The 24,277-nt window shown below is 44.7% G+C and carries 22 protein-coding genes; 11 read left to right on the forward strand and 11 right to left on the reverse strand.

Translation table 11 applies throughout. The features are described 5' to 3' along the window. Positions 1 to 310: 310 nt before the first annotated feature. From JGK20_RS17455 to JGK20_RS17465, 3 genes are all read left to right on the forward strand, one after another. On the forward strand, positions 311 to 1,684 hold the full coding sequence (locus JGK20_RS17455) for an O-antigen ligase domain-containing protein (protein ID WP_293184418.1): 1,374 nt from the start codon (positions 311 to 313) through the stop codon (positions 1,682 to 1,684). Between the two features lie 432 nt (positions 1,685 to 2,116). Continuing rightward, positions 2,117 to 2,878 carry a WecB/TagA/CpsF family glycosyltransferase gene (locus JGK20_RS17460; protein WP_293218894.1) on the forward strand — a complete coding sequence of 254 codons (762 nt, stop codon included), beginning with the start codon at positions 2,117 to 2,119 and terminating at the stop codon, positions 2,876 to 2,878. Positions 2,879 to 3,102: 224 nt separating this feature from the next. Then, a complete protein-coding gene (locus tag JGK20_RS17465; RefSeq protein ID WP_293196150.1) occupies positions 3,103 to 3,546 on the forward strand; it encodes a DUF4079 domain-containing protein in 444 nt (147 codons plus the stop codon). Positions 3,547 to 3,633: 87 nt separating this feature from the next. On the opposite strand, the gene JGK20_RS17470 is transcribed toward JGK20_RS17465, so the two are convergent. Continuing rightward, complete coding sequence (locus tag JGK20_RS17470; RefSeq protein WP_293184412.1) at positions 3,634 to 4,533, reverse strand: alpha/beta hydrolase; 900 nt, start codon at positions 4,531 to 4,533, stop codon at positions 3,634 to 3,636. Positions 4,534 to 5,036: 503 nt separating this feature from the next. Here JGK20_RS17470 and JGK20_RS17475 point away from each other — a divergent pair. From JGK20_RS17475 to JGK20_RS17495, 5 genes are all read left to right on the forward strand, one after another. Beyond that, the gene (locus JGK20_RS17475; protein WP_293184410.1) at positions 5,037 to 5,405 is read left to right on the forward strand and encodes a FeoA family protein; all 369 of its coding nucleotides are present in this window, start codon (positions 5,037 to 5,039) and stop codon (positions 5,403 to 5,405) included. 400 nt (positions 5,406 to 5,805) lie between these two features. Then, complete coding sequence (locus JGK20_RS17480) at positions 5,806 to 6,051, forward strand: FeoA family protein (RefSeq protein WP_293184408.1); 246 nt, start codon at positions 5,806 to 5,808, stop codon at positions 6,049 to 6,051. Next, a complete protein-coding gene (gene feoB / locus JGK20_RS17485) occupies positions 6,048 to 8,387 on the forward strand; it encodes a Fe(2+) transporter permease subunit FeoB (protein ID WP_293231539.1) in 2,340 nt (779 codons plus the stop codon). The genes JGK20_RS17480 and feoB overlap by 4 nt, the downstream gene beginning before the upstream one ends. A 166-nt stretch (positions 8,388 to 8,553) precedes the next feature. Further along, complete coding sequence (locus JGK20_RS17490; protein WP_293231541.1) at positions 8,554 to 8,820, forward strand: FeoC-like transcriptional regulator; 267 nt, start codon at positions 8,554 to 8,556, stop codon at positions 8,818 to 8,820. Positions 8,821 to 9,105: 285 nt separating this feature from the next. Further along, positions 9,106 to 11,319 (forward strand): cation-translocating P-type ATPase, encoded by a 2,214-nt coding sequence (locus tag JGK20_RS17495; RefSeq protein ID WP_293231544.1) that lies wholly within the window; start codon positions 9,106 to 9,108, stop codon positions 11,317 to 11,319. 97 nt (positions 11,320 to 11,416) lie between these two features. On the opposite strand, the gene JGK20_RS17500 is transcribed toward JGK20_RS17495, so the two are convergent. The 5 genes from JGK20_RS17500 to ubiG all read right to left on the reverse strand — a co-directional run bounded on the left by JGK20_RS17500 (position 11,417) and on the right by ubiG (position 16,956). After that, on the reverse strand, positions 11,417 to 13,411 hold the full coding sequence (locus JGK20_RS17500) for an ATP-binding protein (protein WP_293231546.1): 1,995 nt from the start codon (positions 13,409 to 13,411) through the stop codon (positions 11,417 to 11,419). A gap of 339 nt (positions 13,412 to 13,750) precedes the next feature. Next, a complete protein-coding gene (locus JGK20_RS17505; protein WP_293184395.1) occupies positions 13,751 to 14,488 on the reverse strand; it encodes an alpha/beta hydrolase in 738 nt (245 codons plus the stop codon). Between the two features lie 271 nt (positions 14,489 to 14,759). Beyond that, complete coding sequence (gene fldA / locus JGK20_RS17510; protein ID WP_293184392.1) at positions 14,760 to 15,272, reverse strand: flavodoxin FldA; 513 nt, start codon at positions 15,270 to 15,272, stop codon at positions 14,760 to 14,762. Between the two features lie 162 nt (positions 15,273 to 15,434). Then, entirely contained in the window at positions 15,435 to 15,761 is a 327-nt protein-coding gene (locus JGK20_RS17515) for a cupin domain-containing protein (RefSeq protein ID WP_293184390.1), read from the reverse strand. A gap of 349 nt (positions 15,762 to 16,110) precedes the next feature. Further along, on the reverse strand, positions 16,111 to 16,956 hold the full coding sequence (gene ubiG, locus JGK20_RS17520; protein WP_293184388.1) for a bifunctional 2-polyprenyl-6-hydroxyphenol methylase/3-demethylubiquinol 3-O-methyltransferase UbiG: 846 nt from the start codon (positions 16,954 to 16,956) through the stop codon (positions 16,111 to 16,113). A gap of 93 nt (positions 16,957 to 17,049) precedes the next feature. Between ubiG and JGK20_RS17525 the strand changes: the two genes are divergently transcribed. After that, positions 17,050 to 17,781 (forward strand): TIGR04283 family arsenosugar biosynthesis glycosyltransferase, encoded by a 732-nt coding sequence (locus JGK20_RS17525; RefSeq protein WP_293212974.1) that lies wholly within the window; start codon positions 17,050 to 17,052, stop codon positions 17,779 to 17,781. A 14-nt stretch (positions 17,782 to 17,795) separates the two neighbouring features. Here the strand turns inward: JGK20_RS17525 and JGK20_RS17530 are convergent, their stop codons facing one another. The 4 genes from JGK20_RS17530 to JGK20_RS17545 form a co-directional block, all read right to left on the reverse strand. Next, positions 17,796 to 18,848: an acyltransferase gene (locus JGK20_RS17530; RefSeq protein WP_293184384.1), complete on the reverse strand. Its 1,053-nt coding sequence runs from the start codon at positions 18,846 to 18,848 to the stop codon at positions 17,796 to 17,798. A gap of 343 nt (positions 18,849 to 19,191) precedes the next feature. Then, complete coding sequence (locus JGK20_RS17535; protein WP_293206875.1) at positions 19,192 to 19,878, reverse strand: DivIVA domain-containing protein; 687 nt, start codon at positions 19,876 to 19,878, stop codon at positions 19,192 to 19,194. Next, positions 19,761 to 20,339 carry a pantetheine-phosphate adenylyltransferase gene (coaD, locus tag JGK20_RS17540; RefSeq protein ID WP_293184379.1) on the reverse strand — a complete coding sequence of 193 codons (579 nt, stop codon included), beginning with the start codon at positions 20,337 to 20,339 and terminating at the stop codon, positions 19,761 to 19,763. The genes JGK20_RS17535 and coaD overlap by 118 nt, the downstream gene beginning before the upstream one ends. Positions 20,340 to 20,484: 145 nt before the next feature. Continuing rightward, positions 20,485 to 21,309, reverse strand: a complete 825-nt coding sequence (locus JGK20_RS17545) for a M15 family metallopeptidase (RefSeq protein WP_293231548.1) — start codon at positions 21,307 to 21,309, stop codon at positions 20,485 to 20,487. A gap of 300 nt (positions 21,310 to 21,609) precedes the next feature. Between JGK20_RS17545 and JGK20_RS17550 the strand changes: the two genes are divergently transcribed. Further along, positions 21,610 to 21,750: a hypothetical protein gene (locus JGK20_RS17550; protein ID WP_293190757.1), complete on the forward strand. Its 141-nt coding sequence runs from the start codon at positions 21,610 to 21,612 to the stop codon at positions 21,748 to 21,750. Between the two features lie 246 nt (positions 21,751 to 21,996). Here the strand turns inward: JGK20_RS17550 and JGK20_RS17555 are convergent, their stop codons facing one another. Further along, positions 21,997 to 22,335, reverse strand: a complete 339-nt coding sequence (locus JGK20_RS17555; RefSeq protein WP_293190761.1) for a type II toxin-antitoxin system RelE/ParE family toxin — start codon at positions 22,333 to 22,335, stop codon at positions 21,997 to 21,999. A 161-nt stretch (positions 22,336 to 22,496) separates the two neighbouring features. Between JGK20_RS17555 and typA the strand changes: the two genes are divergently transcribed. Continuing rightward, the gene (gene typA / locus JGK20_RS17560) at positions 22,497 to 24,275 is read left to right on the forward strand and encodes a translational GTPase TypA (protein WP_293231581.1); all 1,779 of its coding nucleotides are present in this window, start codon (positions 22,497 to 22,499) and stop codon (positions 24,273 to 24,275) included. The last annotated feature ends 2 nt before the right edge of the window (positions 24,276 to 24,277 follow it).

Here is a 24,277-nt window from a genome sequence, read left to right on the forward strand (position 1 = left end):
TCGGATTCGACCTGTTCTGTCAGCCATGACGGAATTGCGATCGTTACATCTCCAGCATTGCACAGCTATGTTGAGAAATGTTCAGCGTAAAAGAATCAGATCTATTTATAGCCTTTCGAGCTTTCATATGAGGTACTCATGGGCATAGGGCATAGGGCATTGGCCTCCGTCATAGGTCTCCGTGGGCATACCTCACCACGCTTGAGAACCGCTTTATCAAGATCGGGTAAAGAGGCGATCGTAGGAGCGAGAATTCAGATCCGGGAAATAAAGTAGTCTTTCTACCACCATTTTACTGCCAAAAAAACCTATGGCTGCATTAATCCCATTGACGATGTTCGGTTTGATCCCGATCGTTCTTTACTTGTTTGTGAGGTTTCCGACTCAGCGGGCGGTAATTATCACTTTTGTGGCAGCGTGGCTATTTTTACCACAAGTTTCTTATCCCATCCCCATATTGCCCGCCTATACCAAAGTTTCCGCATCTTGCTACGCCATTTTGCTGGGTGTTATTATCTACGACACTGAGCGCCTCACCAAATTTAAGCCTGGCTGGCTGGACGTGCCAATCGTAATTTGCTGTTTGTCTCCAATTGTTTCACAACTTACTAATGGCGGTAGCCCAATTTCTCCGACTTTCAACCAAATCGTTACTTGGGGTCTGCCTTATTTTTTTGGACGGTTGTATCTGGGTAGTTTAGACGGGCTGCGACAATTGGCGATCGGGATTTTTGCAGGTGGTTTAGCCTACGTTCCTTTTACTTTATTGGAAGGGGTTAAGGGCCCACTTCTGCACCAAATGGTTTACGGCGTCAACGCCTTTGAGGACTGGGGTCAAGCAAGGCGCATGGGGGGGTGGAGACCTGTAGTATTTATGCAGCACGGTTTGATGGTGGGCGTGTGGATGATGACAGCAGCCTTAATCGGAATTTGGCTCTGGCAAACTGGGACGCTCAAAAAGTTTCAGGGCAAAAACATTAAGACTCTAGCAATTGTATTAACTATCGCTTTTTTCCTCTGCCGTTCTACAGGTGCCTATACTTTATTTTTTATCGCGTTACTCATATTATTTTGTGCCAAGTGGTTTCGCACTTCTTTGCCACTACTATTCGTAATTGGATATATAGCGTTTTATCTGTACGTAGCTGCATCTGGTCAATTCTCGAGCCACGACGTGATGAGCGTAATCAATCCCATATTTGGCGAAGAACGGGCCGCCTCTCTGAAGTTTAGATTTGACATGGAAGAGATATTAGGAGATAAAGCGCGACAAAGATTTATTTTTGGCTGGGGGGATTCGGGCGGAAACCGCGTATACGACGGGTACGGTAAAGATATCTCGGTCACCGATAGCTTGTGGATTATTGCATTTGGCATCAACGGTGCAGTCGGTTTAGTTAGTTTATTTGCTTCATTTTTACTTCCTGTTGTCGTCTTTGCGTTCAAGTATCCCGCCAGAACCTGGTCTCATCCGAAAGTAGCGCCCGCTGCGGCCCTGGGAGTAGCCGTAACTATGTATATGTTTGACTGTGTTTTGAACGCTATGGCTAACCCGATTTTTGCGGTCATTGCTGGAGGAATATCGGGTCTGGCTTTAAAAGCTCCAGAAAGTCTGAAGGCCAAGAAAACCATTTCGCCTTCGCCACCAAGAAGACAGTCGCTGGTTCACCAAAAATCAGGATGATTTTCAAGCTTTGAGCGCGCTCAAAGCTTGAAAATATATTGCATTCTCTAGATACAAAAATTCAAGAATCTACTATGTTTGTATTAAATCTAGTTGGGAAGTTGCAATCTCTTTCTCAGTTGGCTGAAAATTAATGTAATAAAATAAAATATCGACATTAATTGGCAAGGTTTCAAACATTAGCACCGGATTGTGTTTTGATTAAAACTGTGTTGCGAGTTGTAAACCAAATTAGCTTTATACACTTTTTCCTAAAAGCAGCAGATTCTTTACACAATCTTTAAACATTCTGACTGGACAGGTAGGGTGTAGGGCGATATACTAAAAAAAGTATATTCACACCCACGCCCAAGTAGTGAAAACACTCTTGCTGTATTGTGGGTTTATGGTTTGAGTTGTAGTTGAATATCAAGGCTAGATGGGAATAAAAAAATGAAAACAGTTAATTTATTGAATGTAGCGATAGATAACTTTACAATTACAGAGTTGTTTGAAAAACTAGATGACGAAGGTGGTGTCGTATTTACACCCAATGTAGACCACTTAATTAAGTTGCAATATGACCGCGACTTTTATGAAGCTTACAATACATCTAGTTATAGAGTCTGCGACAGTCAAATCTTGATGTATGCCTCAAAATTTTTGGGTACTCCTATCAAGGAAAAGATTTCGGGTTCTGACTTGTTTCCGGCATTTTATATGTATCACAAGGATAACGAGGACGTTAAAATATTTTTGCTAGGAGCGGCTGAAGGAATTGCCAGGAAAGCTCAGGAAAAAATCAATCAAAAAATTGGTAGAGAAATAGTTGTTGAAGCACTTTCTCCTTCTTTTGGATTTGAAAAAAATGAGGAGGAGTGTGAAGCAATAATTGACACTATCAATAAATCAGGAGCTACAGTTCTGGCGATAGGAGTGGGAGCGCCGAAGCAAGAGAAGTGGCTGGTTAAATACAGGAGTAAATTCACACACGTGAAAGTTTTCTTGGCCGTAGGTGCAACCATTGATTTTGAAGCTGGTTGCAAAGCAAGATCTCCGAAATGGATGAGCGAAGTCGGCATCGAATGGGTGTACCGACTGCTAAGCGAACCGAGAAGGTTGTGGAGAAGATATTTGATAGAAGGTCTGCCGTTTTTCCGCTTGATCGTAGAACAAAAATTAGGGTTTTATAAAATGCCTTTTGTTGACAGTTAAACCACGAAGCTAGAAGGGAAGGCGCTTGGGAAACACTCTTATTTACAAATCAATAACGTCAATGAATCTGAGTGTGATATCCGGCGTTTGAATTGAGTCCTGATAGATGGAATCTGTGGAAAGTGCGATCGCACTTTCTGCCAATAATATTCATTTTTGGTTTCAGGTGCAGGTAAAATCGGAAAGAAACCTTTGTTGCAAATCCCTAACTCGGGATTTAAATCATGAATCTGCCTTCTTTCTTGTGGTTGTGGAAAATAGCGGCGTGGTCAATGGGTGTGGCGCTTTTGGCTTACCTGTTGTTGGCCGTTACTGGAACGTGGATGTTTGCCGCCCGCAGCACGAAACAGCCACGCCCAAAATGGCTGCGTCCCTTTCATTTGGGGACTGGTGCGGGGATGGCGACTCTGGTAATTTTACTGCTCTTAATTGGCGTAGTCGGTACGCTCGGATACTATGGCAATTTGGGTCACTCAGCTCATTTACCGGCGGGGTTGGCTGTGGTGGCGTTGGTGTTGGTTTCTGTAGGAAGCGGGCTGCAAATTGGCCCTAAACATCCTTGGGCGCGTCCGCTACACATTGGCACTAATTTGGCTTTGTGTGGGGGATTTGTTATTGTGTTGCTCACAGGATGGACGATTGTACAAAAGTATTTACCGAAAGTTTAACGTTTGATTGTTCGGACTTCAGTCCTCTGATAAGAGATGCGGACTGAAGTCCTCACTACGAACCTGAGATGCGGACTGAAGTCCTCACTACGAACCTGCTACTTTAGCTATGAAATCTAAGATATGTTGAGCGGTAATCTGTGGTTTTTCTAAGTGGGGAACGTGTCCGCAATCCGGTATCCAAATTAGTTGGGAATTTGCGATCGCACTTTTAAATTTTTCTGCATCCGCAGTCCCTAATATTCTATCTTGTTTTCCCCACAAAATCAGCGTCTGCTGCTGAATTTGCGATAGTTTTTGCCCAAAACCGCCGTAACCTCCACTTTTGGTAAATGCAATTAAAGCTTGATTCCAGTTGGGCATTTCTAAGTGCAAAGCCGCGCAGGTTTGTGCGTCAACAGAAGCCAAAGTTTTGTCGAAATAAGCATTGACGCTAATTTTTTGGCGAATTATTGGGTTGCGTAAAAATGAAGTTGCTAGATATCCTAAAGGAGGGATTAAAAATTTTCCTTTATTAGATGTTACCGCAAAACCAGCACTGTCTATTAACACTAATTTTTTGACGGCTTCGGGATGATTGAGAGTGAAATCTATTGCTGCGGCACCTCCCATCGACGCGCCAACTAAGATTACAGGCTGCGAAATAAGGGTTTTCCAGAAATAGTAGAGGTGACTTCCAATCGCTTTTTGACTGAATGGCAAATCCGCGGCTCTTTCTGTAAAGCCAAAACCCAACAAATCAACCGCCCAAGTCTCATTTTTTTCGGCAAGCAGCGGCAACAGGCGGCGGTATTCAAATACGGAACTGTCGAAGCCGTGAATTAACAAAATGGGGGTGTTTCCGCTGCCTTGGCGCGCGTAGGTTGTGGCAATTGGCTGCTGGTTGAGACTCGTTGTAATTGCCTCTACTTGAATGCTTTTAGCTAAGGCAATTGAGGTAGATTCTGTGAGTTGTGCGATCGACTTTGGGAGAAAACTTGCTGGCATAATTCTTGATAAAGTGTGAATCGGTAGGGCCGATGCCTCCGCGATCGCCCCTTCCCCTCAAATATTTAAGTATATATGCTCGATCGCCTCCTACTTGAGGATTTAGGGCGATCGACCTCTGAAACCAGGATCTATATTTAGTCTCGTGGTGTCTCGGCTAAGGCTGAGTTGGTTAACTATATGTTAAAATATTTGAGAATAGTTGCTAATAATTCCTTTTTAATCTACTATGCTTAAGAGCAGTAGATATTGCTTCGTGGGGGTTAAAGCGCACATTGGCATCTAACGCAAGAGAGATTAAAACTACGAACTCGCCAAAAAATCGTCTTTCTGGGCTGGTTGGATGGCTGCGTCCGAAATATTAACAGGGAAAGAGTTCGCTGAAACTGGAAATTTAGCGATGTATACCATTGTGCGCTGCCAGTATTGAGAATTAATCTCAAGTCTGGTGCACAAGCAAGCCAAAGCAAAAAGTTACTAAAATCGATCGACAACCAGAAAAGATGAAAGAAAACACCCAAGAATACAGCCAACAAAACGAACAGCTAAACCCCAGACAGTTTGGGGCTTTTACCTTTTACGGCGAGACACCAGAAGTCTCTCAAACCGCAGAGGATAGCACAGAAATTCAGCCAGACTCAGCTCAAGGTAAATCATTCCCGCTAGCAATGGCAAGCGTTGGCGACAAGCTGCGGATAGTCAAACTCAAAGGTTCAGAAGGCACTGTGCGACGCCTCATCGGCATGGGATTAGTCCCCGGCATAGAAGTTCAAATAGTCAGCAATTCTGGGGGCTCGGTGATTGTGGGAATTGGCGACAACCGCATTGGTTTGGGGGCGGGTATGGCACAAAAAATTATGTGTACGAATTAACGGAATTAGCGGAATTGGAAATTGGGAATTGGGAATTGGGAATTGGGCATTGGGCATTGGACATGAAAAAAAGTTATTAAGCTGTTGCTTATTTAAACTGCAATATTCGGGGCGGTACTGCGAATCCACCCCGCAAGAGTTTGATTATTTCTTGACATACAGTTTAAATGCCACAACAGCTTACCAATGAACAATGACCAATGCACTTAATTACCAATTACCAATTACCAAGAAGAATGGGTTTAAAACCTCCTCGTTTTAGGGGGAAATAAAACAAAATTATTTACTGTTTCAATCCTCTTCCTTTTATGGAGAGGTAGCCCTCAAGCGGTCAACTGTCAACTGTCAACTGTCAACTGTCAACTGTCAACTGAATAACTAGCCATTACAATAGAAAAAAATGAACGATAAAAAACAACTGCGAGATTTAGCTGTTGGCAGCATCGGCCGAGTAGTTGGCTATGAGAAAACAGCCCGCGGTTACAAAAGTAAATTGTTAGCAATGGGATTGACGCCGGGAACAGAATTTACTGTTACCCGCCACGCACCCCTAGGAGATCCCGTAGAAATCCTAGTGCGGGGTTTCAAACTCAGTTTGCGGAAAGATGAAGCCAATATCTTATTTGTACAGGAAGTAGAAGAATGACTAAGCAAATCATTGGATTGGTGGGCAACCCCAACTGTGGAAAAACTACTTTATTTAATGCGTTGACAGGTGCTAACCAGCGAGTCGGTAATTGGCCGGGAGTAACAGTTGAACGCAAAGAGGGAAAATACCCTCACGACGGTTTTGTAATTACTATTGTTGACTTGCCGGGAGTTTATTCTATCGATGCCGAAGATGGAGATACCGGACTCGATGAATTGGTAGCGCGAGATTATTTGCTATCTGGCGAAGCTGATGTGATTGTGAATATTGTTGATGCTTCCAACTTAGAACGAAATTTGTATCTCACAACGCAAATTTTAGAGATGCGCGTGCCGATGATAGTCGCGCTAAACATGATGGATGTTGCCAAGGAACGAGACATCCGAATTAATGTTAGCAAACTCGCAGAACGCCTCGGCTGTATGGTAGTGCCGATGAGTGCTACGTCAAATGACGGGGTGCCTTTGTTGCGCGATGCTGTGAATAAGGCGCTGGTTAAGCCGATCGTACCATCTGCCTGTGTAGCTTATCCGGCTGTCATCGAAGATGCGATCGCCCAACTAATCCCGCATATCCAACAGCATAGCCCCAACCGCAGTATAGATGCCCGCTGGACAGCCCTGAAACTCCTAGAATACCAGGATGAAGTCGCCCCGGAACTCGCCAATACAGAGTTAGAAAAAATAGTCGTCCCGCACCGCCGCCGAGTCCACGAAACCCTCGATGACGACTTAGATATTATCATCGCCGACAGCCGCTACACCTTCATTCGCACCCTCACTCAAGGCGTCGCCGAATCTTCCAGAGAAGTCAAAGCCAATCTTTCCGATAAAATCGACCAAATTGTGCTCAACCGCTGGTTAGGCATTCCCGTATTCTTGATGGTGATGTACTTAATGTTCACCATTTCGATTAACGTTGGGGGAGTGTTTATCGACTTCTTTGACCAATTCTTCGGGACAATTTTTGTAGATGGTTTCGGCGCCCTTTTAGAAACTATCAAAGCCCCTGGATGGTCGATCGGACTGCTGGCAAAAGGTGCTGGTGGCGGGATTCAAACCACATCTACTTTTATCCCCCAAATTGGGATGATGTTTTTGTGTTTATCGGTACTGGAAGACTGCGGCTACATGGCACGGGCAGCTTTTGTGATGGACAGATTAATGCGATTTGTCGGACTTCCCGGCAAATCCTTTGTACCGATGATGATCGGTTTTGGGTGCAATATTCCCGGAATCATGGCGACGCGGACATTAGAAAATAAGCGCGATCGCACGATGACGATTATGATGAATCCATTCATGTCTTGTAGTGCCAGATTAGCAGTTTACGCCCTGTTTTGCGGCGCATTCTTCCAAGTGGGCGGACAGAATATGGTGCTAGGGCTTTACCTGTTAGGGATTTTAGCAGCAGTGCTCACCGGGCTAATCTTAAAAAACACCATCCTGCAAGGAGAAGCTGCACCCTTTGTGATGGAACTGCCGCCCTACCACATTCCTAAGCTCAAAGGCGTGCTGCTGCGGACTTGGGACAGATTGCAAGCTTTTATCAAAAAGGCGGGAATTGCGATCGTCATCATGGTAATTGTACTCGGATTCATGAACTCCGTCGGCACCGATGGTTCCTTCGGCAAAGAAAACAGCAAAGATTCAATTCTGAGTGCAGTTGGCCGCACAGTAACACCCGTCTTTGCTCCGATGGGAGTCACCCAAGAAAACTGGCCCGCTAGCGTCGGTTTACTAACAGGAGTATTTGCCAAAGAAGTAATGGTTGGCACCTTAGATTCCCTCTATACCGAACTAGCCAACGAAGAAAAAGTAGCCAGTGCAGAACCCGACAAACCAGAAGAACCGTTCAGTTTTTGGGGCGGTATCAGCAAAGCATTTCTCACTATTCCAGAGAATCTAACAAAACTTCCAGGCCAACTTTTTGACCCCCTCGGTTTAAGTTCGGCCAATATTACAGACCAAAAAGCAGCAGAAGAGGCTCAAGGTATTTCTGACAGCACCTACGGACAAATGTCTAAACGGTTTGGTTCCAATCAAGCCGCCTTTGCTTATTTACTGTTTGTATTGCTGTATTTTCCTTGCGTCTCCGCAACAGCAGCACTTTACCGCGAAACTAATTTAGGCTGGACAATATTCGCCGGTGCTTGGACTACTGGTTTAGCTTACTGGGCGGCAGTGCTCTATTATCAAGTTGCGACATACGCAGAGCATCCAGAATCTTCACTTATTTGGGTAGTGAGATTGGTAATAGCTATGGCCCTGACACTTGTGGGATTGAAAATGGCTGGTGCAATACGCCCCAAGCGGCGCGAAGCAATCAATTAAATTTATCCGCGTTCATCAGCGTTCATCAGCGGCAGGACTTCAGCATCAAGACCAAAGAAACCGGGTTTTTTACTTAATCTCTGGACTACAGCCAAGGATCATCCTAAAAAACCCGGTTTCTGACCTCGCTTGCGTCAGTCCTATTAACAAAGAAAGGAGAAAAACCATGATTTTAAGCGAAATCCAACAGTTTATTTCCCAAAATAAAAGAGCTTCTCTCGCCGACTTGAAACTTCATTTTCGGATGGACGGCGATGCTTTGCGCGGAATGCTGAACCGCCTCATCCGCAAAGGCCGGATCAGTAAAATGGCAGAAGCAAAAAAGTGTGGTGGATGTCATAGTTGCAGCGACGATGCTACGGAGATTTATGTGTGGGTAAATGCCGATAAATCCGCACCAGTAGAAGAACCAGTTTCTGCAAATTGTCATTAATCTCATGTTCGCTCAATTACCCGGAATCAACAAGGTTCGTAGTGAGGACTTTAGTCCTAAGATGAGGACTAAAGTCCTCACTACAAACAGCAATCACCCTCAGTCGCTCTCCCTCCCTCTTCCTCTTTCTTATCCTCTCTTTCTCTGCGCCATCTGCGGCCTCTGCGGTTAACTAAAAAAAATATTGTTCGCAAATCCAAGAAAATTAGGATACCATTTATTCAGACATCTGAATATATGTTCAATAATGATAATCATTCTAAAATCTTAAAGGAATACTGAATAATGACTCAAATTCCTTCCCTCAAAACGCTACAAACTAAGATTGGCGGAATGGACTGTGGCAACTGCGCCAAAACAGTAGCAGCAGGCTTACAAAAATTGCCCGGACTTACTGACATAAATGTAGTTTTTGCAACAGAAAGTTTGCGGTTAAATTACGATCCTCAACAAGTAACAGAAAAAGCTATTTTCGATCGCATTCAAACTTTAGGCTACACTATCGAACAGCCCTCCGCAGCAGTATCATCGAAGGAGGACTGTTGTTCGGGCGAACACCATCACGAACACCCTCACCAGCATTCTACAGTCCAGAAAACTCAAAAAACCAACCCAACTAACTGGGAATTCTGGCTTCGCAATCGCCGGGGACAAAGTGTCATCTTAGCTGGAATAGGATTAATTCTGGGATTGCTAACTCAGCATTTAGCCCTGACAATTTGGATATCGCGGGCTTTTTACGGTATCGGTATTATTGTAGCTGGATTTCCGATCGCCCGCGCGGGCCTCATGGAGTTGCGATTGCGCCGCGCCGACATGAATTTGTTGATGACAATTTCGGTAATTGGGGCGGTGGCTTTAGGCGATTGGTTTGAAGCGGCGTTAGTTGTATTCCTGTTTAGTCTGGGAACAACTTTGCAAACTTTCACTTTCAGCCGCACTCGCCATGCTATTGCTAGTTTGATGGACATAACACCACCGACTGCAACTGTCAAGCGCGACAATAACGATGAAGTGACGGTGCGGGTTGAGGAAATTCAAATCGGAGAAATTCTGACAATTCGTCCCGGGCAAAGGGTAGCATTAGATGGAGTTGTTGTAGCGGGGAATTCGGTGATCGACCAATCGCCAATTACGGGTGAATCTATCCCCGAAGATAAGGAAACGGGCGATCGCGTTTTTGCCGGAACCTTAAATCAAACGGGCTTTTTGGAAGTCAAAGTTACTCACACTGCGAATGATACCGCGGTTGCGAAAATTGTGCACTTAGTCGAGTCAGCGCAATCGAGCCGCGCCCCAACTCAGCAGTGGGTGGACAAATTTGCAGAGATTTATACTCCTATTGTGATTGCAAGTGCGATCGCGCTTACACTAATTCCGCCCTTAATTTTTGGTCAACCGTTCAGCGTCTGGTGCTACCGCGCCCTGGTAATGTTAGTCATAGCCTGTCCCTGCGCCTTAGTAATTTCCACTCCGGTTTCCATTGTCAGCGCCATCGGTGCAGCCACCAGCCAAGGCGTGTTATTTAAGGGCGGAAACGGCTTAGAAAATGCTGGAAAAATCAAGAGTCTGGCTTTTGATAAAACCGGAACTTTGACTGAAGGTAAACCTGTTGTGCAAAAGGTTTACGACTTGGGAGAATTGAGCGCCAGCACGGTATTGTTAATTGCAGCTTCTTTGGAACAAAAATCGGAACATCCTTTAGCTAAGGCAATTATTACCAAAGCGAAGGAAGCAGGAATCGAGTTAGAAACTCCCGAAAATTTTACGGCTTATCCGGGTAAAGGAATTGCTGCTAATTTTGCAAACAACCTCTATCTTGTCGGAAATCGTCGCTTATTTGCCGACCAAAATATCGAACTGGCAACATCAGCAGTCTCTCTGCTAGATGATATCGAGAAATTAGGGCAAACTCCCGTTTTAGTCGGCAGCAGCCGCGGTTTGTTGGGAGTGATTGCTTTGGCTGACGGCTTGCGACTGGAAGCTGCCGAAGCCCTACATTTGCTCAAACAGATGGGTTTGAACAATCTGGTGATGCTGACGGGCGATCGCACTTTTGTAGCTCAGCAAATAGCCCAACAACTCAACCTATCTGAGTATAAAGCAGAATTGCTACCAGAAAACAAATTGCAACAGATTCAAGAATTGCGAAAATTTGGGGCTGTAGGAATGGTGGGCGACGGCATTAATGATGCCCCCGCTTTAGCAGCCGCCGATATCAGCTTTGCAGTTGGCGGCATTGATATTGCACTAGAAACCGCTGATGTAGTGCTAGTTGGTAGCGACTTAAGAAAACTCGCCTATGCAGTTGATTTGAGCCGCCGTACCGTAAGTGTTATTCAGCAGAATGTAATTTTTTCGTTAGTCACAAAAGCGCTATTTTTGTTATTGGGAACTTTTGGATTTGTCGGGTTAGCAATTGCAGTGCTGGCAGATACTGGAACATCTTTAATTGTCACAGCAAATGGAATGCGACTGTTTCGCTCCAAGTTGAATTAGATAGGTAGGGTGCGCCAGTCGAGATATTTGCGATGAATCAAAAGCTAGTTTCTGACGCACCCTACAGATTAACTAATCTTAAATTCAGAAATCCGTATTAACTACCACACAAACAAGTGGCTTCTCTGATTCGGGATTTAATCGGCAAACAAATCACAAACTCTGCTCCCTCACCTATTTCCGAATTCACTTCTATTTTACCGTGATGCTTCTCGATAATCTGGTAAGAAATCGACAACCCTAAACCAGTCCCTTTACCCACAGGTTTAGTCGTAAAAAATGGGTCAAATAACCGATTAATCGTATCAGGGTCAATTCCATTACCGTTATCTCTAATTCTTATCACCACTTCATTTACTCCTGCCATTTCTGTGATAATTTCAATCTCCTTGTTTCGCAGATTTGGATTGCTCAACAGTGCATCAGCAGCATTGGATGCGATATTCATAAATACCTGGTTTAATTGCGATGGATAGCATTCTACTAAGGGCAATTTTCCGTATTTTTTAATGACTTTAATGGCTGTTTTAATCTTGCTGTTTAAAATTAACAGAGTGCTCTCAATTCCTTCATGAATATCGACTGGTTTCACTTCAGCTTCATCCAACCTAGAGAAGTTCCGTAGCGACAAAACAATTTGCTGAATGCGCTCGGTTCCCATTTTCATAGAAGATAGCAACTTAGATAAATCTTCTGATAAAAAGTCGAGTTCAATTTCTTCTATGCAGTCTTGAATCGGCGCTGTTGCATTCGGATATTCCTGCTGATAAAGTGTGAGAAGTTTGAGCAAATCTGTGGTGTATTGATTGGCGTGACAGAGGTTGCCATAAATAAAGTTAACTGGGTTGTTTATTTCGTGCGCGATACCAGCCATCATCAATCCCAAACTGGACATTTTTTCGGCTTGAATTAGTTGAGATTGGGCATTTTTTAAATCGTGAAGCGTTTGTCTCAGTTGGTGCAATTGTAGATTGAGTTTACCATCCCGCTTTTCTACTTGTTCTATCATACAGTTGAAAGCTTCTGCAAGTTGACCTAATTCATAGCCGGAAGGAATGGGTACTTTATCAGAAAAATATTCATTGCTTGCCATCCAATTCACATTTTGAGTTAAATCAAGGATTGGTTTTCCGATGATTCGGCTAACTACACCACCAACAATCGCGGCTAGAATTACTCCTGCCCAAAAGAAACTATCAAGCCTGTTAGATAAGGTTAATTGCGTCTGCTGCATTGTTGCCATTGGGCTAAACACTGCTAGATTTATGCTGTCGCCTATGTCTGACATTTCTACCGTTTTCATGATGTAAGATTGGCGCTCAATATCGATTTTCGTGGTCGATGTGTGTAGTGCAGGTACTTGCCAAGATTTTGAGCGAATTTCGGGAAAATTAGTAGCAATTAATTCACCGGATTTGAAGATGGCAAAGTAATTTATATTGTTAGTATCAATGTTGATTTGCTGCAATTGTTCGTCTGTCACTAAGTAACCGACGAGTACAGCACCAATTATCGTATTATTGTTTCTAATTGGTGCAAATCCTACTAGCAATGCTTGCGGTTTGCCATCAATACTGACGAAATTTGACTTTTCTAAGCCTTTAAGTGCTGAATTTATCGCTGCGCTATTGATCAAGTTCTTGCCTGTGAGCCACTCTTCTCGCAACTCTGCTACCATTTCGCCGCGCGCGTCTACTACCTTGACTAAATCCAATTTAAAAGTGGTTTGTAGAGATAATATATCTTGACGCAAGATGTCTGTGTCTTTTTGTTCTACTGCACGAATAACTTCTGGTTCTTCTGATAATAATTTGGCTTGTTTTGTCAATTGAGTCGATCGACCTTTGAAGTCTCGCACGGCTAAAGCTGCTTGATTTTCAACTTGATCGCGCACTCCTTTTTCGAGAGTGTTGGCAAATCCAATTTTGACTGTGTGTATCACTAACAACAATAGAGTGACGGATACACCTAGAAATGGCACAATAATTTTGAGGCTTAGCGGTACTCGAAAACGGCGGGCTTTTGGTTGAGCTGTTGTCGGGTTCGTAGGCGCAAGCCGGGGCGTAGCCATCGCACTTTTTGAATTTTTCACAAGTAGTTATTGAAAATAAGACTCATTAATATATGATAATACATTAACCAATACTCCGGACAGTTCTTGGAACGATACTACAAGCTTTACAGGCTAAGGATCATGAAAAAGTCGAATTAAATGCAAGTCAGGGGTGGACATGACTGTATTGATTAACCATAAATTGTAATTTATATCAAATCCGGTAGCATAGGAATTATTAACCGAAATTAGGAGACGGCACTGCCGTCTCCCTACAATTAATCGGGGTAGGGACACGGCACTGCCGTCTCCTCTATATCATTCCGGTGTAAGCGGAATTGATATTATTTATTTATATCAATAGTGGCGATCGATCATCTAGAACTTCAAGTCTAAAATCGGTTGGCGACTATGTATAGATAGCCAAAAATTCAGTATTTTTTCCCCGACTTCTTCCGGATAGAAGTGATGAAAAAAATGCCGCCCGTCTGGACATTCCCAAAAGCGATCGCCTTTTTTGAGAAATTTTGACCAGCGGCGCATGACAATAGGAGATACCACAAAATCCGTTTTGCTACTACATATCAACAAAGGTACTTCTACACCTTTATCGCTAGAATTAATCACCCTAAATAAAGAGTGAGGACAGGGAGAACAGGCTAAGTCATCCTCAAAATATGGTATAAATTTTTGATTGATACTTTGATTTTGGAATCCCAGCATATCGCCAACCATTTGACTTAAAACTTGTTTGCCACTCCAGGGAAAAGCTGAAAGATGCGTGTAGTAATGTGCTTGCCAATTAATCGCAGATGGCACACCCACACCTAAAAGTCCCAAAGAACTTACTTTGTGAGGATAGCGACGGGCATACATTAAACCAACTAATCCACTGGTACTGTGGCCTAGGAGGTGAATTGGGCGATCGCGCATTGTTAAAAAGTCGTGCAAAAGCTCAACAGCCATATCCAAAGAACAACCTTCGTCTTCAGTTTGTTCATATTCCCATATTTGCACGGGGACAGAATGATTTAAATAGGCAAGTAGAGAGCGATCGAACCAATGTAAACTCGGACTTACACTTAACCAAAGTACGTCATCTGAACTGAATTTCATCAATTTTAAGTTAGATATAAAGTTATTGAGAACTTAGTAGACATAACGTTGAAATGTAGCGTGGGCATTGCCCACTTACCCTGAATAAATATGTAGATGGAGATAGCAAGTCTGGATGTTTTGGCACAAACAAAACTTATTTCTTTGAACCGCAGAGGACGCAGAGGACGCAAGAGATGCTCATAGGTTAGCTGGTTGTGGGGCGGGTTCAGAGTATCCGCCCCAAAAATACAGGTATTTTGCAGTTTACCAAACTGCCCTACCGTTAATCCTATATCCCAAATTCTTTTTTGAGTTGAGATACCCAAGCTTTGACGCGCGCTTCCGTCATTTCAGATTGGTTGTCTTCATCAATAGCAAGACCCAAAAACTTGCCATCAACCACGGCCTTAGATTCATTAAAATCATAGCCATCTGTCGGCCAATAGCCAACAGTTTCACCGCCCTGTTCCGATATTTTTTCAGCCAAAATCCCCATTGCATCCATGAAATTATCCGGGTAACCTTCTTGGTCGCCAGTTCCCAAATAAGCTACTTTTTTGCCGCTAAAATCAATATTTTCAATTTCAGGTAAAAAACCTTCCCAGTCGCTTTGTAGTTCGCCGATATTCCAAGTCGGACAAGCGATAATCAGACATTCGTATTCGGCGAAATCATCATTTTCAGCGCGACCGATGTCATGCAAAGTTACGATATCGCCGCCAAATTCATCTCGAATAATTTCAGCTACAGACTCGGTTTTGCCAGTTGTAGTTCCGTAGAAAAGACCAATTGCTTTTGACATTTTTACTCCGAATGTGAAATTTGATAGTGCTTGAGATTTCTGATTTTTGAGTCAGAACTTGGCATTTCTTGCCTGCAATTCAGACAAAACCAGTAAACGCGATTGTGGTTAATCTGAGAAATTAGGGAGTCAAGGCAGCAAGGACACTGTTTTTTCATCTACTTAAAGTTGAAAATTCATCAACCAAGCTGAATCACTCATATCGGGGTCTGGTTCGCAGTCAATTAGTAACAAATTCAGTGTCGTTGTTACTTTTAGACTGCGCGGGATGCCGGCGGGTACAAACACAAATACTCCCGGTGTTAAAGTGACTGTTCGATCGCACACCGTGAGAGTTCCTACTCCTTCTAAGATGGCTATGGTGACATCTTTGGAGCGATCGAGGTCGGGTATTTCGGAATTTTGACCCAAACTCATCAGTTTTTGGCTGTCGGCAGGTTGCCCCTCGCTGATTCGCGAGGCTGACGCGGAAACTATTGCTGCTGTCACGGTGATTGACCTCCAGGTACTGTTAACTTCCGGTACTTATTGCAATTTATATTCAATAAGCTACCATGCAATTCCTGTAAAATATCAATAATTTAATATTAAGATTTGTAACAGAAAGCTGGCTATATGGGCTATAGTGGAAGAGAATACAGCCTTAAATTTAGACAGAGCGGTGGTTTTGGGCGATGTAGCGGGAATGGGCGATCGGTAAAATTACAAAATAATTGCAAATAATATGCAATTGTGCCTAAAAAAAATGGGGCGGGTTGTAGAGGGATTTGGTCGATCGCACAAATCTCTCTACAACCCGCCCCCTAATCACAACAGTCAACTATCAACAATTAACCGACTAATTCTTCGCCCCTACCCCAACATACATAATCGATCTATCCTCATTAATTTTGATTTTAAACAACCCAGACTTTTTGTAATCCACATAGTTAGCGATATTAGAGATTAGCACTTGAGAAACTTGTTGGAAACTTGCCGGAGAAGGAAATAGTTGCTTTCCACTTGTAAGATTTTCCCAAAAACCGTGCATCTCGCCTAAAACAGCCCCCATTTCTCCAAACATATCAAAACCTTTAATTTCAATCTTGTCGAAACCCGTATCCCGCATTACCGCAGACAGTTCCTCCGGGGTAATAAACTTTTCCCAATCGTGAACGCCTCGTTTAATTTCCTGCAAGGTATTTTCCATCAGTCCAATCATCACAATTTGCGAGGAAAAAGTTCGGTTGATTGTATCGAAAAAGAACACTCCCCCGGGCTTAAGAATTCTGTGAACCTCTGACACAACTTGTTTGTAATCGGCAACGTGTTCTAAAACATCCACGCAGATTACTACATCGAAGGTATTGTCCGTGTAGGGCATATTTTCGGCAAAGCCTTGTCTGTAGTCTATCTCGAAACCGCTAGTAACTGCGTGATTCTGGGCTGCTACAATACATTTGTGCGATCGATCTATTCCCGAAACCACAGCGCCCCTCTCGGCCATAAACTCGCAGGAAAAACCGCCGCCGCACCCAACATCTAAGGTTTTCAGCCCTCGCCAATTGGTCGCGTGTCTGTCGAAAAACTCAAATCTGGGTTTGTTTAGATGGTAGAGAGCATAGATTTTAGCATTTTCGTCCCACCAATTATCAGCATTTTCATCGTAAAATTCTAAATCGTTTTTTACTTCTGTTTTCTGCACGATTTTTTTAGTCCTGATTAGTGGAAGCTCTAGCAGCAGTTGTCAATCGCCACAGTTTTTTATTATAATAGTTTTGGCATAAAATTCAATCTGATGGATCGCGTTTCTATTATCATCCCAACCCTGAATGAAGCGACTTGTCTAGAACGTACCCTCCGCCAACTCAGCATTCTCAATCCTCCGGCTTGGGAGGTTTTGGTGGTAGACGGCGGCAGTCAAGATGAAACAGTGGCGATCGCCCTTACTTCCACAACCCGTGTTATTTTTAGCAGTATGCCGGGCCGTTCCGTGCAAATGAATTTAGGTGCCAAAACCGCCACAGGCGAAATTTTGTGCTTCCTCCACGCCGATACTCTAGTTCCCGACGACATCGTAACAGTCATCCAAAACACATTATCCGATGCCGAAATTGTCGGGGGCGGGTTTATCTCCCTGATGGCTGGTTCGCAGCACACAAGATGGGGTGTTTCGCTGCACAATTACCTTAAAACTTACTACGCGCCGCTGTTATTTCGACCTCATTTGTTTGTTAAAGGATTGCGCCTGCTGTTTGGGGATCAAGTTATTTTTTGCCGGCGTACAGATTTTTGGGAATGTGATGGTTTCGATGCCACGCTGCCAATTATGGAGGAGGCGGATTTGTGTTTAAAGTTAGTGCGACGTGGTAAAATTAAGTTGGTTAATCGAATAGTGCAAAGTAGCGATCGCCGAGTGGCGCATTGGGGCGAATTGAAAGCAACTGCCATCTATCTTGCGATCGGTTTTTTGTGGGGGTTTGGCGTTTCAGCGAAGTATCTCAAGCAGTTTTATGAAGACATTCGCTGAAACACAAAATCTGATTAAATTCCCAGAATGTACTGGCTGTATTTTTTGGGCAAAACTTTCTGCAACAGGTAAATAATCGCCAAACAACCGCACAAAGTGCCTGTCACTAAAAAGCTGAGCTTCAGTAGCGGATGTACGGGATCGATAAATTTATAAAACACTAACAATACATATTGCACGACAGTTGAATCCAGCAGATATATCGGGAATGAATACGCAGCCAAGAGTTTGACTAACCCCGAAACTCTACTGGGAAGTGCGATATTTTTAGAAAATGCGAGGATCGACAAGACGAACAAAATTGCGTATCCTTGGGCAGATAGTTTAAAAAACGAGCGGAAAAACCATCCCTCCGCCGTAACTCCGCTGAGCAGGTAATATTCCCAAATGCTTGCTAGATAAAAGAGGACTGTTGCTCCTAAAACTAGCATTTTTCTGCGTTCGAGAACTGGTTGAATTTTGTCATAGGCTGCGCCCAAAAATAGACCTGTTGAAAATGGTAAAATCCAACTGAAAATCCAGCGCTCCATCAAAGGTAGAGGTATTGATATGTATTTGAGAGCGCTCAAGTAAAAGAATATGGTAAAAATTGTTTGAATTGTTAAACCCAATCCCAAAACTTTGATGGGTTCTAAAAATCGTGATTTCACTAGCAGCCACCACCAACCGTAGCATTGAATAATTACAACGATGAAATAATAGGGAGGCATCACGGAGCCTGTCAGAATATTTCTGAGCAATGACAGTAAATCTATTTTTTGGAGTGAGTTCCAATTATTTAAGATGTACAAAGTTACTGACCAAAACAGGTAGGGTGGTATAATTCTTGACAGTCTTTTTTTGACTACCTGTCCGGGATTATTTTGATTGTCGAGTTTGTTAGTGAGGAAAAAACCGCTGAGGAGTAAAAAAGCTGGTACGCAGAACAGTTGAAATGTATCGATGGAGACAAACAAAATTCGGCGATCGCGAAATGCCGCAAACCCAGCATGAGTAATCACAACACTGACTATGGCTAAAGCTCGGATCGAGTCAAATTCCGCAAACCGATTAGAAGCTTTTTGCATGATAAAAAGTAGATTGCAAAAATTATGGTCAAATCAGAATTTTTCTGCCTGATGGATTTTCACCATAGCAAAAAATGGTATATTTGCTCCTATCTTCACAAAAATTATCAATATTCAAACAAGTCTTGCTATAGCAGTGGACAGTTGACAGTGGACAGTTGACAGTTGCACAGTACGGGAATCAAAGCATTTATGCTTAACGGGTATCGGCTCTATTCATGAGGTTATTTATCTGCTCCCCGCCCAGTAAGGATGCTGGGCCATTTCCCTGCCACTCGATCGCGCGATCGCCCGTAAATTCACAAAATTATCGGTAAGTCACACTTTGATTAAAGCAAGTTAACTAACCCTTGTTGTGATGGATGTGCGACGCAGAAACACTATCCAACTGATCTCGCCCATTGCGGATCACGCGCAGCATATCGCTCAGCTTGTGCTCAATATTATCGAGCACTTGGTCAGCATAATCGTCGGCGCCATTTTGAATTTCCTCGCATTCAGCGATCGCCCTGGTTCTCATTTCTTCCAGTTCCTCTTGAGCCTGGTAGCGAATTTGTTCCACTTCCGCCAGCGTCGCCTGCTGAATTGCTTCGCAGTCGAGCAAAACTTGCTGTCGCAACTGATCTGCTTCTATCTTCGCCTGCTGGAGCAGGCCCATATCGTTTAAAAGTTCTGCTGCTCGCTGTTCTGCTGCTTCTATCACTTCTTGAGCGTAGAGTTGGGCTTCTTGGAGCAGTTCGTCTTTGTGTCGGATGACCGTTTCGGCTTCCCCAAAGGCGATCGGCAAATTTAGCCTCACCAAGTCTAATTGATCGAGCAACTGTTCTTCATCCACCAGAGTGCGTCTGGTCATGGGAATGCGCGGGCTGTCGAGAACAATTTCCTCAAGCCGGTTCAATTCCCGCTGGATGTCTACTCCTGCGGTTCTGGTCTCGTCTCCGAAGGCGGCGGTGTTCTGAGGTGATTCGTTCTCAGTGCTGCGTCCGGTAGTGTCGGGTTCGATGCGATTTGGTTCCTGTTGGCGTAACATTTGTAAATATCTAGAGCGACGTGTTTCGGAACAAGATGATCTACGGAGCCACCAAACTTGGCGATTTCTTTAACTACACTACTACTTAAAAAGCTGTACTCGTTAGAAGTTGCCAAAAAAACTGTTTCAATTTCGCCCAGAAGGGTTTTATTGGTGTGGGCCATCTGGAGTTCCATTTCAAAATCCGTTAATACCCGGAGTCCCCGCAGCAGCACTTTGGCTTGTCGAATCTTAGCATAGTTTACTGTCAAACCCTCAAAACTGTCTACTTCTACGTTTGGCAGGTGTTTGGTAGAGCGCAGGATCTGCTCAATCCGTTCTTCTACGGTGAACAGAGGGGTTTTGCTGGGATTTTTGACTACGGTAACAATTATGCGATCGAACAGTTTAGATCCCCGCTCGATAATATCTGCGTGACCGAAGGTAATGGGGTCAAAGCTGCCTGGATAGATTGCAATCACTTGTTTGGCGGGGGAGGGGGAGAGGGGGGGAGGGGGAGAGGGGGAGATGTGGAAAACCTTCCTTTTTCCTTCTGACTGTCAACTGTCAACTGTCAACTGTCAACTGTCAACTGCCAACTGTCAACTGTCAACTGTCAACTGTCTTCTACTTTTTGAGGGAATGAGCTTTGTAGAAAGTTTCGAGGCTTTGCCTGTCGCCCACAAACCGCCAGTGCCAAGGCTCGTAACTGACGCCTTGGCGATTGTTTTTGGGGAAGGACATTTCAAAGCTGAAAGCGGTGGCATTGGCTTCTAGCCATTTGAATGCTTGGGTATTTTCAAAGCTGGGACTGAGGTTGGTATCCGGGGCGGAACCGTCACCAAGGTCGATCGCATAACCGGTATGATGTTCGCTATAACCTGGAGGAGCGCTGACTTCGGCTCGCTTGCTGGCATTTTGCCTGCGTTCAGCTTTTACATCAAAAAATACGTGTTGTTGGTCGTCTACGGATCGAAAGCCTGATATGGGAGCAAAATAGATTCCTGATGCGGCGGCAGCGTTGGCCATTTCCTGATATTTTGCTGCTGCTGAAGTGCGGAGTTTGATGCTACCGTCGGAGGTGACATTTACCAAGTCGGCGGCTGGTGCTTCTGGGTAAGGCAAGTGTCCCAGCAGGTTGTCTGGGGTGGCGGCTTTTGAGTTGGTAGCTGGACTCGGGGCAGTTCCAGGGGCCAAAGTCGCTGCTGCTGGGTTTTTTTGAGTTGGCTGTGCCCGACTGGTGGCTGGGAAAAAGTTAAAGTTGAGGTGCAGCCAGATGCTGACGCCAAAGGCGACTGCGGCCAATCCTACCAGTTTCCAAATCAGTCCTTTTTTCTTGGACTGACTCCCTCCTGCTTCTAGATATGGGTGGTCTCGTACTGCTTCTGGAATTTCGTCAGCGGCAAGCTCGGAGGCTTGCGGGGGTTTTCTCGACAGACTAGCGTTATCCAAGCCAGCTCCACTCCTGCACTTCAATAAGGCTCAACGTTACAAATTGTATATCTATCTGGGCGATCGAGCAGCTACAGTTGCCGTTGAGAATATACATACATACGATCTCTTCCTGACTCCGCCCTGTCCCATCCGCCAACTCTCGAATCTTTTACTTGCGATCGCGGGTGCGATGTCGCACTTGTTGACGCTGGTGGTGTTGGTTTATTTTAAGTGTAATTTGTTACTGTTTCACAAAATCTCACAATATTATCTGCGATCGACACATCAAACATCCGCGCCAATTCTAGCAGAGCGCCGATGTCAGCCATTGATCTGCTGGGCGATCTGCCCGATCGATCTGACGTAACGCTGAATTTTTATCTGGTTTGTACTTCCATAAAGTCGATCGCACTTGCTCGTAAATTATCCTACGGGCGATCGCCCAAAATCAAACCTTAGCAACCTCCACCAACACAACATCACTAACAGAACCTTTCTCTTCCCGTTCATCCTCGGCAACCGCAACAGATAACTTCAATCCCAGAGTATTCAGCCAATTAGCCAAANACCTCTTTCAAAGCTGATGGGAAAATCCCAACATCCAAATCTCCCTCTTCTTGCTCATTCAAAAACAGCGCGAGGTAGCCCGCTGCATATACTGGATCTTTGAGCTGTTCAATCAGAAACGGATGGTAAGGTACACTTTTAACCATTGTCTTGACTCCTGTATTTAATCCAATATTTCTTTGCTTTACGAATATCTTCGTCCTGAGTGCTTTTATCCCCTCCACACAGGAGAAGCACTATAGTTGTTTCTACTTGTCCAAAATAGACCCGGTAGCCTGGACCAAAATTAATTTTCAATTCCAAGACTCCTTCTCCCACTGGGCGGTAGTCTCCAAAATTACCTGTACTGACTCGCTTCAATCTCACATTAATCTTGAGTTTAGCTTGAGAATCCCGCAGAGCATAAAACCACTCATCGAAAGGAATCTGACCGTCTGACTTGACGTAACGCTGAATGTCTCTGGGTTGTACTTCCATAAGTGCGATCGCAACTACTCGCTGATCATCATAAAGGCGATCGCCCAAAATCAAACCTTAGCAACCTCCACCAACTCAACAGCACTAACAGAACCTTAACCCTGATTCTAGCGACGATCGCACCCCAATCTTGCAGCCGCCCGATCGCCCCTTGACTTCACATTCGCAACGTCGCCATCATTGCTCACGTCGATCACGGCAAAACCACCCTTGTGGACGCTCTTCTCAGACAGTCCGGGGTCTTCCGCGAAGGGGAAGAAATCCCAGATTGCGTCATGGACTCCAATGATATCGAGCGCGAGCGTGGCATCACCATCCTTTCCAAAAATACCGCCGTCCGATACAAAGAAACCCTGATCAACATCGTCGATACCCCCGGACACGCCGACTTCGGTGGCGAAGTCGAACGAGTTCTCGGCATGGTAGACGGTTGTTTGCTGATCGTAGACGCCAATGAAGGCCCGATGCCGCAAACCCGGTTCGTGCTCAAAAAAGCCCTGGAAAAAGGACTGCGCCCGATCGTATTTGTCAACAAGATCGATCGCGATCGAGCCGACCCCCACAAAGCCGTCGATAAAGTTTTGGATCTGTTCCTCGAACTAGGCGCTGACGACGATCAGTGCGAATTTCCCTACCTCTTCGGTTCCGGCTTAAGCGGTTACGCCAAAAAACACCTCGAAGACGAAGGGCTAGATATGAAGCCCCTGTTTGAAGAAATCCTCGACCACGTACCACCCCCAGTAGGCGACCCCAACAAGCCGCTGCAACTGCAAGTAACCACCTTAGATTACTCCGAATACGTCGGTCGCATCGTCATCGGCCGCATCCACAACGGCACGATTAGAATCGGTCAACAAGCAGTCTTAATCACCGAAAGCGGCGCGCTTGTCAAATCAAAAATCAGCAAATTGATGGGCTTTGAAGGCCTGAAGCGGATTGATATCGCAGAATCTTCTGCTGGTAATCTTGTCGCCGTTGCTGGTTTTGCTGATGCCTATATTGGCGAGACAATTACCTGTCCCAACGACCCGCAAGCGCTGCCTTTAATCAAGGTAGACGAACCAACTTTGCAGATGACTTTCTCCGTGAACGATTCGCCGTTCTGCGGTCAAGAAGGTAGTTTGGTAACATCGCGTCAAATTCGCGATCGGCTAATGCGAGAACTCCAAACCAACGTCGCCTTGCGCGTCGAAGAAACCGAATCTCCCGACAAATTCCTTGTATCCGGCCGTGGCGAACTCCACCTCGGAATCCTGATCGAAAATATGCGTCGCGAAGGATACGAATTCCAAGTATCTCAACCACAAGTAATCTTCCGTGAAGTCGGCGGTCGTCCCTGCGAACCCTTTGAATGTTTGGTATTAGACGTACCCGAAGAAGCAGTCGGCGGCTGCATCGAACGCCTCGGTCAGCGCAAAGCAGAAATGCAAGATATGCACGTCAGCAGCACCGGCCGCACCCAAATCGAATTTTCAGTCCCCGCACGCGGTTTGATTGGATTCCGAGGCGAGTTTATGCGCTTGACTCGCGGCGCCGGAATTATGAACCACAGCTTCCTCGACTATCGCCCCCTCGGTGGAGAAATTATCTCCCGTCGCAACGGAGTATTGATTTCCTTTGAAGAAGGAACTGCAACTACTTATTCACTGAAAAATGCTGAAGACCGTGGCGTATTTTTCATTACCCCTGGAACCAAGGTTTACAGAGGGATGATTATCGGAGAAAACAACCGAGATGACGACATGGAGCTGAATATTTGCAAGTCAAAGCAGTTGACAAACCACCGCGCCTCTGGCGGTGAAGAATTGGCGCAATTGCAAGCGCCAGTCGATATGAGTTTGGAACGCGCTTTGGAGTATATCGGCCAAGAAGAATTGGTGGAAGTAACACCAAAATCAATTCGCTTGCGGAAGGTGTCTAAGAAGTTGGTCAAACGCTAAAA

The organism is Microcoleus sp. PH2017_05_CCC_O_A (assembly GCF_020738785.1).
Taxonomy (GTDB): Bacteria; Cyanobacteriota; Cyanobacteriia; order Cyanobacteriales; family Microcoleaceae; genus Microcoleus.

Excerpts from the sequence above, each read along its gene's own strand:
- feoB (WP_293231539.1), top strand. The coding sequence starts at position 6,048 with ATGACTAAGCAAATCATTGGATTGGTGGGCAACCCCAACTGTGGAAAA.
- JGK20_RS17475 (WP_293184410.1), top strand. The coding sequence starts at position 5,037 with ATGAAAGAAAACACCCAAGAATACAGCCAACAAAACGAACAGCTAAAC.
- fldA (WP_293184392.1), bottom strand. The coding sequence starts at position 15,272 with ATGTCAAAAGCAATTGGTCTTTTCTACGGAACTACAACTGGCAAAACC.
- JGK20_RS17530 (WP_293184384.1), bottom strand. The coding sequence starts at position 18,848 with ATGCAAAAAGCTTCTAATCGGTTTGCGGAATTTGACTCGATCCGAGCT.
- JGK20_RS17480 (WP_293184408.1), top strand. The coding sequence starts at position 5,806 with ATGAACGATAAAAAACAACTGCGAGATTTAGCTGTTGGCAGCATCGGC.
- JGK20_RS17495 (WP_293231544.1), top strand. The coding sequence starts at position 9,106 with ATGACTCAAATTCCTTCCCTCAAAACGCTACAAACTAAGATTGGCGGA.
- JGK20_RS17490 (WP_293231541.1), top strand. The coding sequence starts at position 8,554 with ATGATTTTAAGCGAAATCCAACAGTTTATTTCCCAAAATAAAAGAGCT.
- JGK20_RS17465 (WP_293196150.1), top strand. The coding sequence starts at position 3,103 with ATGAATCTGCCTTCTTTCTTGTGGTTGTGGAAAATAGCGGCGTGGTCA.
- JGK20_RS17460 (WP_293218894.1), top strand. The coding sequence starts at position 2,117 with ATGAAAACAGTTAATTTATTGAATGTAGCGATAGATAACTTTACAATT.
- JGK20_RS17455 (WP_293184418.1), top strand. The coding sequence starts at position 311 with ATGGCTGCATTAATCCCATTGACGATGTTCGGTTTGATCCCGATCGTT.
- JGK20_RS17505 (WP_293184395.1), bottom strand. The coding sequence starts at position 14,488 with ATGAAATTCAGTTCAGATGACGTACTTTGGTTAAGTGTAAGTCCGAGT.
- JGK20_RS17550 (WP_293190757.1), top strand. The coding sequence starts at position 21,610 with ATGTCAGCCATTGATCTGCTGGGCGATCTGCCCGATCGATCTGACGTA.
- JGK20_RS17470 (WP_293184412.1), bottom strand. The coding sequence starts at position 4,533 with ATGCCAGCAAGTTTTCTCCCAAAGTCGATCGCACAACTCACAGAATCT.
- JGK20_RS17525 (WP_293212974.1), top strand. The coding sequence starts at position 17,050 with ATGGATCGCGTTTCTATTATCATCCCAACCCTGAATGAAGCGACTTGT.
- JGK20_RS17555 (WP_293190761.1), bottom strand. The coding sequence starts at position 22,335 with ATGGAAGTACAACCCAGAGACATTCAGCGTTACGTCAAGTCAGACGGT.
- JGK20_RS17535 (WP_293206875.1), bottom strand. The coding sequence starts at position 19,878 with ATGTTACGCCAACAGGAACCAAATCGCATCGAACCCGACACTACCGGA.